General features: G+C 48.9%; 16 protein-coding genes. All 16 read right to left on the bottom strand.

Translation table 11 applies throughout. From position 1 onward, the window contains the following. Window positions 1-168: 168 nt before the first annotated feature. On the bottom strand, window positions 169-1557 hold the full coding sequence (locus NDA01_RS25830) for a mercuric reductase (RefSeq protein ID WP_348230229.1): 1389 nt from the start codon (window positions 1555-1557) through the stop codon (window positions 169-171). Window positions 1558-1581: 24 nt separating this feature from the next. Next, window positions 1582-2409: an SDR family oxidoreductase gene (locus tag NDA01_RS25825; protein WP_348230228.1), complete on the bottom strand. Its 828-nt coding sequence runs from the start codon at window positions 2407-2409 to the stop codon at window positions 1582-1584. Window positions 2410-2429: 20 nt separating this feature from the next. After that, the gene (locus NDA01_RS25820; RefSeq protein ID WP_348230227.1) at window positions 2430-3077 is read right to left on the bottom strand and encodes a cysteine hydrolase family protein; all 648 of its coding nucleotides are present in this window, start codon (window positions 3075-3077) and stop codon (window positions 2430-2432) included. 172 nt (window positions 3078-3249) lie between these two features. Further along, complete coding sequence (locus NDA01_RS25815) at window positions 3250-4071, bottom strand: alpha/beta fold hydrolase (RefSeq protein ID WP_348230226.1); 822 nt, start codon at window positions 4069-4071, stop codon at window positions 3250-3252. A gap of 162 nt (window positions 4072-4233) precedes the next feature. Beyond that, window positions 4234-4911 carry a dienelactone hydrolase family protein gene (locus NDA01_RS25810; protein ID WP_431193529.1) on the bottom strand — a complete coding sequence of 226 codons (678 nt, stop codon included), beginning with the start codon at window positions 4909-4911 and terminating at the stop codon, window positions 4234-4236. A gap of 83 nt (window positions 4912-4994) precedes the next feature. Beyond that, window positions 4995-5744 carry an SDR family NAD(P)-dependent oxidoreductase gene (locus NDA01_RS25805; protein WP_348230224.1) on the bottom strand — a complete coding sequence of 250 codons (750 nt, stop codon included), beginning with the start codon at window positions 5742-5744 and terminating at the stop codon, window positions 4995-4997. Between the two features lie 114 nt (window positions 5745-5858). Beyond that, complete coding sequence (locus NDA01_RS25800) at window positions 5859-6683, bottom strand: alpha/beta fold hydrolase (RefSeq protein ID WP_348230223.1); 825 nt, start codon at window positions 6681-6683, stop codon at window positions 5859-5861. 119 nt (window positions 6684-6802) lie between these two features. Further along, window positions 6803-7552 (bottom strand): SDR family oxidoreductase, encoded by a 750-nt coding sequence (locus tag NDA01_RS25795; protein ID WP_348230222.1) that lies wholly within the window; start codon window positions 7550-7552, stop codon window positions 6803-6805. A 104-nt stretch (window positions 7553-7656) separates the two neighbouring features. Next, entirely contained in the window at window positions 7657-8184 is a 528-nt protein-coding gene (locus NDA01_RS32025) for an alpha/beta hydrolase (RefSeq protein ID WP_431193528.1), read from the bottom strand. Then, window positions 8138-8476 carry an alpha/beta fold hydrolase gene (locus NDA01_RS32020; protein ID WP_431193527.1) on the bottom strand — a complete coding sequence of 113 codons (339 nt, stop codon included), beginning with the start codon at window positions 8474-8476 and terminating at the stop codon, window positions 8138-8140. Before NDA01_RS32020 ends, NDA01_RS32025 begins: the two co-directional genes overlap by 47 nt. Window positions 8477-8533: 57 nt before the next feature. Then, a complete protein-coding gene (locus NDA01_RS25785; RefSeq protein ID WP_348230221.1) occupies window positions 8534-9160 on the bottom strand; it encodes an MOSC domain-containing protein in 627 nt (208 codons plus the stop codon). 51 nt (window positions 9161-9211) lie between these two features. After that, the gene (locus tag NDA01_RS25780; protein ID WP_348230220.1) at window positions 9212-9559 is read right to left on the bottom strand and encodes a hypothetical protein; all 348 of its coding nucleotides are present in this window, start codon (window positions 9557-9559) and stop codon (window positions 9212-9214) included. Window positions 9560-9637: 78 nt separating this feature from the next. After that, window positions 9638-10069: a cupin domain-containing protein gene (locus tag NDA01_RS25775; protein ID WP_348230219.1), complete on the bottom strand. Its 432-nt coding sequence runs from the start codon at window positions 10067-10069 to the stop codon at window positions 9638-9640. A gap of 37 nt (window positions 10070-10106) precedes the next feature. Beyond that, window positions 10107-10745 (bottom strand): GMC oxidoreductase, encoded by a 639-nt coding sequence (locus NDA01_RS32015; RefSeq protein ID WP_431193526.1) that lies wholly within the window; start codon window positions 10743-10745, stop codon window positions 10107-10109. 230 nt (window positions 10746-10975) lie between these two features. Next, window positions 10976-11401 (bottom strand): GMC family oxidoreductase N-terminal domain-containing protein, encoded by a 426-nt coding sequence (locus tag NDA01_RS32010; RefSeq protein WP_431193525.1) that lies wholly within the window; start codon window positions 11399-11401, stop codon window positions 10976-10978. Between the two features lie 29 nt (window positions 11402-11430). Then, window positions 11431-11817: a VOC family protein gene (locus NDA01_RS25765; protein WP_348230218.1), complete on the bottom strand. Its 387-nt coding sequence runs from the start codon at window positions 11815-11817 to the stop codon at window positions 11431-11433. Window positions 11818-11842: the final 25 nt, after the last annotated feature.

Here is an 11842-nt window from a genome sequence, read left to right as displayed (position 1 = left end):
TATCGGCATTTGAGAATTGGTAGTGCTTTTCTCAGAATGCCAGGAGCAGGCGGTTTATTTCTCTGACTGCTCTTTTCTCGATGTCTACCGCTGCGTTTAGTCTAAACTCCAGTAGGATAGGGAGAGTGAGGAATATACCGAGCCACGTCCCAGCGAAAATAAACCTTTTTACAGCTTCGAGAACAACAGATTTAACCCCTCAGTCATGGTGGGATGAGTCAAGACACCATCTCGTAGAACGGTATAAGGCATCCTCACTTGCATCACCAGCTGCACTGTCGAAACTACTTCACCTGCTTCATGACACAACAGTGAACAGCCGAGAATTCGGTCTGTCTCGGTATCCACGATCGCCTTCAGCAGTCCATCAGTTTGCCCCAATGTTCGCGCTCTAGGAATCGCTGAAGCATCCAGTTTTGCTACTCGGATGGTATACCCTTGTTGCCGCGCTTCGGTTTCGGTCAACCCCACATGCGCTAATTCTGGATCGATAAAAAGACAGGATGGAATCAAGCGATCGCGCGTACTACAGTTGCCGCCATCAATCAGATTTGCTTTGACGATGCGGTAATCATCGAGCGATACATGAGTATATTGTGGTCCTCCATTGATATCGCCTAATGCCCAAATTCCCGGTACGTTGGTCTCCAGACGATCGTTGACTGGGATAAATCCATAGGCATCGGTTGCTACACCAGCAGCAGCTAGATTCAGAGTATCAGTGGTAGACACACGCCCAACAGCGATGAGCAGATGTGAACCCTGGAGAGTTATTTTCTGATCAGCGACTTGAATTTGTAGCTCAGTCGCATTACCAGCGCGATCGACTCTTAACACCTTTGCCTTCAACAAGAATTCAATACCGTCTCGCTCTAAAAGAGTTTGAACAGCGATCGCAATGTCGGGGTCTTGCTGTGACAGAATTTGCTCACTTTGCCCAATCACAGTGACGCGAGAGCCAAAGCGCTTGAACATCTGAGCAAATTCCAAGCCAATGTAGCCGCTACCGAGAACAATCAGATGTTCTGGGAAATGCTCTAGCTCCATGATCGATTCACTGGTCAAAAAACCAGTTTCTTCGAGTCCAGGCACCGGCGGAATTGACGGCCTTGTACCTGTATTGATAAAGAATCGTTCTGCGGTGAGGTGCCGGGTTTTACCTTCGGCGGTTGTCACCTCGATTGTTTTGGGCGCAACGAATTGTCCTGTTCCAATGATCAGATTGTAGCTTAAAGCAGTTTCTAGGTTGTGCAAATTCATGTCACGCATAGATTGGACAACCGTTCGTTTTCGTTGAATTACGTTGGCTAAATTAACAGTGAGTGCATCGGTTTTAACTCCATACGTAGCACTATTTCGCACTGTATTTGCAACGTAAGCACTTGCAACCATCGTCTTGGTAGGAATGCAGGCGAGATTGATGCAACCGCCACCAATCATGGTTAAGCTGCGTTCAACCAGTGCTGCTTTCCGTCCGTCAGCAACTAGTACTGGTGCAAGTGTTTTACCCGCTTTACCGCCACCAATAATAATGTCGTCGTAGTACTCAGAATCCATACTTACATTACCTAACGTGAGTGGTCATTTGGTACTAAAGTGAGTTCGCATGAAGGCAATATATTCATCCTCGGAGGTTTCCCGTCGCGCCTTCACCATCGATTGAATGTCCTCCGTTGCCACATAGCGCAAACGATTTGTACCATCGGTTGCTGCCTGGTAGATTACCTTCGCAACATCCTCCTCTGTAGATTGGCGCACGTCACGGAGACTTTCAAAGACAGCGTTGGTGTGAGTGACGAAGCGATCGTAGTCAGGAATTGCACTATTTTCCACAGCTTCAATGCCGATACGTTGCTCGAACTTCGTGTTTGCGATGCCACCAGGCTCAATGAGCTTCACAACAATATTTTGCGAGGTCAACTCGTAGGAAAGGGCTTCGCTGAAGCCTTCGAGGGCAAATTTGCTAGCGCAATATAGCGAAAGCATCGGCAGCGTGACTACGCCTGCTCCTGAGCTTATATTCAGGATTAAGCCAGCTTTGTTTTGCCGGAAATGCGGCAAAACCGCACGTGTAGCATCCATGACTCCAAAGACGTTGACGTTGAATTGCTCTGCTACTTTTTCGGGCGGTGTTGCCTCGAACAACCCAAAAAGCCCAAAGCCAGCATTGTTAATCAAAGCGTCGATCTGCCCAAAGCGAGCGATCGCAGCCTCAATTGCTGTGGTGATGCTGACGCGATCTTGAACGTCTAACCGTGTGACAAACACGTTGGGGAGTTGAACAAGTTCTTGTTCTTTCTCCGGCTGCCGCATTGTAGCTACAACATTCCAGCCTTCGTGGGCAAAAAAACGTGCAGTGGCTTTGCCCAATCCAGAGGAGGTTCCCGTAATCAGAATGGTTTTTGCCATATTTGCTTTAAATGCTTCTCTCACTGCATGGCTTTTACAATTTCATCGGTAGACAGAACTGCGTTAGCGATATACCCAAAGTTAATCAGTGCCGCCTTGTAGCCGTCGCCCAGTTCAGGATGCTGAGGGGCAGCCGTTGCGTCTTTGACGACGAGCACCTCAAATCCTTGTTCGATCAAGTCACGCAAGTGAGCTTCAACACAGATGTTAGCTAGCATTCCAAGGAGAATGACTTTGTTGATATTGCGCTTACGCAGTTGCAAAACGAGGTCGTTGCTCTGTGGTCCATAGGCTTTATGGGGGCTGACCACGATCGTCCTACCATCCTCAATGAAAGGCTTGTAGCGATCGAGCCAATCAGCACCAGATCCTAAGAAACCATCAAGGCTCAACACACCCTTGCGATCGAACTCTTTAGACTCCAACATCATCCGCTCTACCGTTCCGGCAAAACTCCACCCATAGTCAGTGGGATAGTAATAGTGAGGAGAGATGAACACCTCAAATCCAGCTTGTTTTGCAGTCTTGAAGACTCGCTCAATATTCTCGACAGTCTTATTTTCCCTAATACTGTCACTCACTAAGCCCCAGGAAACTCCTGTTTCGTTCAAGACATCGTTTTGTGGATCGATAACGACCACTGCGGTGTCATTCTTGTTAATGTTCATTGTTTTTTCTTGTCTATTAATGTTTACGCTTCTGTTTGCTAAAAGCTACCTGAACGGCATTTCCCCAGTGATCCAGTTTGAGAGAACGCAAAGAAGATAGCCGCTCTCCAATGGAATTCAAAACAGTTGCGAAAAGACGAGTTCCATAAGTCCGCAATCTGTTTATGCCTCTTTAGTTGTCAGCCGCGGCGTGCTCAATGATCTCAGCAACGGCATCTGGATGGGAAACCATCACCACATGTGATGCACCACTCACAACGACCGTTTCCTTGGAGTTAGCGCGCTCCGCCATGAAAGCCTGCGCTGCTGCGGGAATGTTCAAGTCGCGCTCGCCATAGATAAACCAGGATGGGATAAACTTCCATGCGGGCTCGCCGGAGCCTTCGTTAAGCGCAGCTTCCGTGATCGGACGCTGAGTGCTAGCCATCAACTGTGCGTCGCTGGCGGGTACATCTGCGGCAAACTGCGCATGGAACTTGTCCTGTTGAATATAGAGATCCTTGCCACCATCGGGCAGCTCGACTGGAGGCGCGAGCGTTGGTCCGAGTGTGCCTCCAGGATAACGCCCTGAGAGTTCAGCGGCAGTCTCGCCCGCATCAGGAGCGAAACCGGCAACGTAGACGAGTGCCTTCACGTTTTCATTGTCATTGACCGCATTGGTGATCACCGCACCTCCATAGGAGTGCCCAACCAGCACGATAGGACCTTCAATGCCCTTGAGGACGCTGGTAACGTAGTCCGCGTCGCTCTTGACTCCGCGTAGGGGATTAGCTACGGCAACCGTCGGATAACCTTTCGGAATCAGTTCGGACAATACACCGTTCCAACTGGAAGACTCAGCAAATGCACCATGGACGAGGACGATTGTGGGCTTGCTATCTTGTGCGCTTGCAGAATTCATGGTGACTCCTAAAGAAGTGATAATAGTGGTCCCTAAAAAGAGTGCGACGATCAGAAACAGGCGGATACCTCTCCTGAGAGGGAGCATGTTCATGTTGTGATCTCCTTGGTTGTTTGTTTATCTCGTTGGATGGTGAAAAGACAGTTTTCACACTGATTCAAGTGGATATAATGCTCTTCGCCCAACAGTCGTTCTGTTGGTTCGTCAAGAGTGATACTGGTTTAACTCTCTTGATCGAAGTAGGGAAAGGTTTCCCTACTTGAGGTGCAACTTGAAGAAGTCGGCGGTTCGACTATTGGACAGGGCGGCTGCATCCTTGTCGTAGCTGATGCCACGGTGACGGGCGAAAGCGTGTTTGCAACCTGGGTAGGTAAACACCTGAGCAGTTGCATTGTCCTTTAGCGCTTCGATGATATCTTTTTGCGCTTCTTTGGAGATGTACTCATCTTCCTCACCCAGATGAACTAACAGCGGGTTCTTGATGGTGTTTGTTTCGTCCAGGTGCTTTTCCATGCTGCCACCGTAGTAAACGACAGAGGCATCAGCACCCTTGCGCGCTGTCGTGATAAAGCTCATCAGACCGCCGAGACAGTAGCCCATTAATCCAACTTTTCCGTTGGTGCCAGGCAGCGATCGCGCCGTCTCCATCGTTGAAGCGATGTCTGCAACGCCGACATCATAGTCAAAGGCTGTGTAGAGGGCAAAACCCTTTTTCCATTCAGCCTCGGATTGGTCCGACATATCAACACCTGGCTCCATCCGCCAGAACAAGTCTGGACTCACTGCGATATATCCCTGCAAAGCGAGTTCATCACAGGTGTCTCGGATGTCAGCGTTGACACCAAAGATTTCCTGAATGACAACGATCGCTGCTGCTGGCAGGACATCCGGACGCGCCACGTAGGAATGGAAACTTCCGTCCTGGGTATCCACGGTGATGTATTTGCTCATGCGTTTCCCTTTGTGATGATCCTTTTCGCGCCGACCGAATTGCCTCAAAAACGGTCTGACCCAAGTCAACGAAGACCACCCGTGATATACAGCGTTTCGCCAGTGATCCAGGCTGAATCGGAGGACGCAAAGAAGACAGCCGCAGGGGCAATGTCCTGCGGTTGTCCAATGCGACCCAGCGGAGTTTGCGCTTCAATCTGTTCGCGGAAATTACCAAGAGAGATTCCCGCTGTGTGTGTGCCTTCTGTTTCCACCACACCAGGATTGATGGAGTTGACACGGATGTTGCGTGGACCTAGCTCTTTAGCGAGCGACTTCGTTACGGCATTGACAGCCGCTTTGGTTGCACTATAGACCGAGCTGGTAGCAGGCGCGAGGGTGCTAACGAGCGAACTAATATTGATTATGCTGCCGCCCTCCGAACCGAAGTACCTTACACCTTGTTGGGAAGTAAGGATTAATCCCAGCACATTGAGATCAAAGTGCTTGTGGAAGTGCTCTTCCGTGATGTCTTCGAGTGGGACATTTTCATACATTCCGGCATTGTTGACCAAGATGTCGAGCCTGCCAAATACCTGTTGCGTCTTGGCAAAAAGCTGTTCGACCTCTGCTCTTTTGGAAACATCTGCCTGGACGGCGATTGCCTTCCCGCCTGAGCTGTTAATTTCATCAACCACGCGATCGGCTCCTTCTTTGCTAGAGGCATAGTTGACGACTACGGCTGCACCCTCGGCTGCCAGGTGTTTGGCGATCGCGGCACCGATTCCTTTGGATGCACCTGTCACAACTGCAATTTTTCCGTCTAGTTTCTTCATGGTTGTGAATCCTATGGTGGTTGGGTTTCGAGCAGTCAGCCGTAACAGGCGTGGCTATACGAGAATGACCCATTCGGATCATTAGCAGCGATGTTTTACCTCAACGCCCGAGCCTTAGGACTTGAGAAATGCCAGCAGCTCGGCGTTGAGTTCATCTCTGCTTGTGTCGCCCAGGCTATGAGACCCACCAGGGTAAATTTTCAAAGTTGAATCTTTGACGAGCTTTGCAGACAGGGGAGCAGAAGCACCGATCGGCACAATCTGATCATCATCGCCATGAAGGATTAGCGTCGGCACGTCAAACTTCTTCAAATCTTCGGTGAAATCTGTTTCTGAAAACGCTTTGATGCAGTCATATCCGTTCTTGTGACCCGACATCATGCCCTGCATCCACCAGGCGTTGATCAGCCCTTGAGAGACTTTGGCACCCGGTCGATTGAAGCCGAAAAACGGTCCACTCGCCACATCCAGAAAGAACTGCGATCGGTCTGCCAAAAATGCCTCCCGAAAGCCGTCAAAGACTTCAATCGGTAGCCCACCCGGATTTGCCTCCGTTTTGAGCATGATCGGGGGCACTGCGCCCATCAGCACTGCTTTGGCAACACGCGCTGTTCCGTGCCGTCCAATAAAGCGTGCCACTTCGCCGCCACCCGTAGAGTGACCGATCAGCACTGCCTCTTTTAGATCCAGTGTCTCAAAAAGCTCTGCTAGATCGTCGGCGTAGGTATCCATGTCGTTGCCGTTCCAGGGTTGGCTTGAGCGTCCATGACCGCGGCGATCGTGCGCAATGCAGCGGTAACCGTGTGAGGCAAGAAAGAACATCTGCGATTCCCAGGCATCGGCACTGAGTGGCCAACCATGACTAAAGACAATGGGGTGTCCTGTACCCCAGTCTTTGTAATAGATTTGCGTACCATCTTTGGTTGTAATTGTGCTCATGCGGCTCCTAAGTTGAATTAGTTGAATGTTAACTTGATGGCTTGCCTTGCTTGCGATGATGGATCACCCTATCTAGCAACAGCCCGGATGGAGCGTTCCCAACTGCTTCTAGAGCTGCTTTAAATCTGCGCCATGCCGCCATCAACAAATAACTCGATGCCGTTCACAAAGCTGCTGTCATCTGAAGCGAGGAAAACAACAGCTTTGGCAATCTCATCAGGTGTGCCGACTCGCCCTAATGGAATATTGGCAGCTTGGCTATCCACAAATTCCTGTACCTGTTCCTCATTCAATCCCATCAAGTTATAGCCAGGGGTGGGCACCACACCAGGACTAATAGCGTTAACCCGGATATGGCGATCCTTGAGGTCGAGTATCCAGTTTCGGGCAAACGATCGCACGGTGGCTTTAGTTGCACTATAAACACTGAAGGCTGGTGTGCCTTTGATTGAAGTAATCGAGGCGTTCAAAATGATAGAAGCGCCCTCTAGCAGCAGAGGCAATGCCTTCTGCACGGTGAACAGCAGACCTTTAACGTTCGTGTTGAATGTTTTGTCAAAGTGTTCCTCAGTGATTGCTCCGAGTGGGGCGATTTCTCCGCCGCCCGCATTGGCAAAGATTACATCAAGATGTCCTTGCTCTTGCTTGATTGTGGCAAACAGGCGATCGAGGTCTTCCATCTTGGAGGCATCGCTCTGAACACCCGTGACGTTTTTACCGATCGATTCTACAGCGGCATCCAGTTCAGGTTGGCGGCGACCCGTGATAAAAACATAGGCACCTTCAGCGACAAATTGCTTAGCAGTAGCGAGACCAAGTCCACTGGTGCCACCGGTGACAAGCGCGACTTTTCCTTCTAGTTTGTTCATGATGAATCCTGTAATTATTTGTGATGGTTGCTAATTCACAACACCGTTTAAGCATGGCTGTGGTGATGATGATGAGCCATTGGATGCCAGGATGGTCATCCTTGTTAGGCAGGAACAAGCTGCAGTCGAGATGTGAGAAATTGAGTGATATGGTTGGCGATCGCCTCTCCTTCCTCCTCCAAAGCAAAATGTCCGGTGTCAAGTAAATGAAATTCAACGTCATTCAGGTCCCGCTGATAGGGATAAGCACCATCGGCAGGGAAGATGTAATCGTTCTTGCCCCAAACAATTAAAGTCGGTGGCTGATATTTGCGGAAATACTCTTGCCACTGTGGATATAACGGTGGATTTGTGCCATAGCTATAAAACAGTGCTAGTTGAATCTCAACATTTCCTGAGCGGTCGAGAAAGAGTTGATCCATATTCCAGTTATCCGGGCTGATCGCTTCAGGATTGCGGACACCATTGGTGTACTGCCACTTTGTTGTTTCTAGTGTAAAAAAGGGTCTGAGCTTGTCAGCATTCTCAGGTGAACGCTCTTGCCAGTAAGCTTTAATCGGCTCCCAAAACTCCCGCAAACCTTCTTCATAGGCATTTCCATTTTGCACAATCAGAGCTTGCACCCGCCACATAAAGGCTGTATTTCTTGAGATCGATCGCGGTAATAAACTTATCCACAATCTCAGCCAGGTGATCAAAGGTGTAATCAAACTCATTCACAAGGGGCATTGAACTGTTGCCGTAACCAGGATAATCAGGGGCAACCAGATGAAATTGATCAGCCAGCGCAGAAATTAGATCTCGGAACATGTGTGATGATGTTGGGAAGCCATGCAATAGCAAAATTGTTGGATTCTCACGAGAGCCTGCCTCTCGATAGAAGATATCTAAACCATCGATCGAAACTGTGCGGAACGTAGTCATGCCATTACTCCTTGTAATTGTATAAGTGGTGCAATTGTGGCGTGAAATCAAAACACGCTACCGCTGAAAATAGTCGCGCCAGCTTTTGGGTAAAGCTTCAAGTTGAGCCGCGCGGTGCAGTAGCTCTGGGTTCTCCTCTGCATTAACATAAAGTTGAGTGATATCGGCAACGGTGATGTTGTTGTTGTCCCGACTCACCAACTCTAGAGTGTCTCCAGTTCCGACTTCACCCTCTTGCAACACACGAAAGTAAAATCCTGTGCGACGACTAGCGAGAAATCGTTTCACCATATCTGGTCGTCCAAACCGAATCCCCAGCTTGTAGCAAGGCATCCGAGGTTGGGTCACCATCAATTTGACAGTGCCAACATGAAAGCAATCCCCAATATTCACCTCATCCTCTCGCAAGCCAGTAGTCGTAAAATTTTCGCCAAAGATGCCCAGTATTAACTCTGCATTGGGTAACTCACCACGCCAGTAATCGTAATGCTCGAATGGATATACATAGACTGCTTTGTCTGCTCCGCCATGAACCGTTAAATCTGCTTGCCGATCACCGTCTAAATTAAGCGATCGCACCATCACGCGATCGCTAACTGGCGCTTTGAAAATTCCGGTGTTAACGGTTTTCCCTTTCCAGTCCACTTCACGCGGTAGCCCGACATTAACAGAGATAAGTTTCATCTCTAGCCCCAGAACTTTGGACGGCATTGTCTTGTGAATTAATCTGTTGTTTTATGCAGAAAGACGGCAGGTCATGACCCCTTCCCTCTGAGCGTCAGTATTAGGATCATTGCCCATCGCTCGAACTGCGATCGTAGGTTCGTAGCCAGGGTAACAACGCACTAAGACAGTATCTTCAGATTGGGTCACATACAGCACATAAACGGGTCTACCTCCCAATACAGCGGGAACAAGGTTGGGAGGTGTGGCGGCAGTTGCAACCAGGGTTGGCTGATTCAGAGCGTATGTATCTGACGTTTTAGATAGAGCAGGTTTTGCTTGAAAAGATTGCAAACTGATCAGAACTAATGCTGTAAAAATGACCAGTGTAACGGAGAATTTAGCAGATAGTTTGAACATGGTTGAGTAGTTTTAGTTTGGCATTAAGAACGACATAGCCGTGGTCGTTCTTAAAAATTTTTATGTTTTCTTCCCTGTTTAGGGTAGATCTCCAGGGGCACCCAGAATCTCATCACCAATCTCAGCAGAGATACGCTCAAACAGCTTCATATCCGCTGGTTCTGCTTCGTCCAGCGTCCCCACTGCTGCAATCAATCGAGCAAAGGCACTGGGTGCAGCGACGACCAATCCGCGAGCGGGGCGACCGCCAAGCGCAGCGACAACGTGAGGGGTACATGGAGCAATTAGAAAGCTTTCACCCGCATTCAGCACAACCTTGTTCTCACCTGCCCAAACCGTAAACTCCCCCTCCAATACATAAAGTTGCTCAGAATAGCGCGTGTGACGATGAGGAGGAGTTTGTATGCCCGGTGGAAAGTAGCCTTCGATTAGATCGTACTGTCCGCCGGTTGTAGTGTGATCGGCAACGATGTTAAGGCGAGAGCCAAAGAGCCAGAGAGTTTGTGTCACGATGCTCCTGTTGAGAAACAATTTGTGTGATGAAGAGTTAGTTTGCAATTGCTGAAGGTATTTGCTGTGAAACGCGACCTGTAGCTTTAATTAAATCAGCGGCTTTTTCAGCAATCATGATGGTGGGTGCGTTGGTATTTCCTGTGGTGATCGTTGGCATGATAGACTCACTCACGACTCGCAACCCTTCAATTCCATGTACTCGTAGTTCAGGGTCTACTACCGCCATTGAGTCAGTACCCATTTTGCAGGTGCCGACGGAATGATACACCGTATCGCAAACTTCCTGAACGTAAGCTTCAAGTGCTGCATCGCTCTGCTTGTCAGCACCAGGAGCGATTTCCTCACCACGAAACTCATCAAACGCATTGGTATGGAACAAGTTACGAAGTAATTTAATCCTGGTCACAAGCTTTTGCACGTCGGCTTCGTCTTGGAGATAGTTCAGCCGAATTATCGGTGCATCCTGAGGGTCGAGTGAATGCAAACTAACGCTCCCAATGTTTTGTGGATGGATCGAACAGATTAAACTGGTGAATCCTGCACCAGCGTAAGCATAAGCAGGCGGTGCCAACACAACGGGACCAAAGAGAAACTCTTGGTTGATCCTAACCTCGTGCAGCGTGCCTTCGTGCAGATATTCCACTCCAACGGTGCGGTTGTCCTCAAACAACAAGCGAGTAGACCAACGCTTCTGTTGTTACAGTCAAATTGGGACGATCGAGAATGAGCAACAGGAGGGCAGCAGCAACACTGTGTCGTTTTCCCTCCTTGATGGTTAACTGATAAAGTCTTACCCCTTCCTGTTGCTTGCCGTTAACATCAGGATTATGGTCATAGCCAACGCGATCGCTGCGTCTACAAAGCGTTGGGATAACACAGCAGGTGCAATCAGATCGCTTACACTCAACTCTCCATTGACCCCATGAAATTTGGAAGCGCCTCGTGAGAAGGGTTCCGATTTCTTGAAATAAGGCAAACATCTTGGTAACTCCAACCTGAATTCCCCAATGACTGCCAGTGGTCATAATCATGAGAATTGCCCCACATATAAATCATAAAATCAATCGAACTGCTGCCACCCAAAACTTTCCCACGGGGACAAAAGATTTTGCGGTTACTCAGGTAGGGTTCTGGTTCAGAGAAATATGCCCAGTCCACTTCAGAACCTAACAAACTAAGGCATTCTGCTGGGATGTGAATCTCTGGCTTCGTATCCGGATTACCAGCTTCAAGGAGTAACACGGTTGTTTCACTGTCTTCGGTCAGACGGTTGGCGAGAACGCAACCTGCTGAGCCTGCACCAAATACAACGTAGTCGTACTGAGCCATGACAAGGTAATATCCTCTGTTTTGATCAGCTATATCGGACTACCCAGCTCAATTAAAATGCCATCTAAATCACGGATATAACCAACCGTTTGTCCCCACGGCTTTACGGTAGGGGCGACAACCGCTACAGCACCTGCTGTTACAGCCTGTGCAAACGCGGCAGCTACGTCCTCTGTGACAAAACCAATCTCAATGCCAGCAGGCAACTTCGACAAGCTATTTTCTTGAAACCCCTGGGGTAGGTTAGAGTTTGCAAACTCATTAGTAGCGAAGGCAAGGGCCGTTCCACCGGTATCCATCTCAGCGTATTGCTTGCTTTCATCGATGAACCGTTGCTTTAAACCAAAGGCACGTTCATAAAACGCGATCGCTTGAGTAACGTCTTTGACATAGAGAATTGTGTAGGAAAATTTCAATGTTTTTTGCTCCTTTCAGAGAACC

Source organism: Trichocoleus desertorum AS-A10 (assembly GCF_039962155.1).
Classification (GTDB): domain Bacteria; phylum Cyanobacteriota; class Cyanobacteriia; order FACHB-46; family FACHB-46; genus Trichocoleus.
The sequence above is the reverse complement of the archived record's forward strand: the minus strand, read 5'-3'. Positions and strand labels throughout refer to the sequence as shown.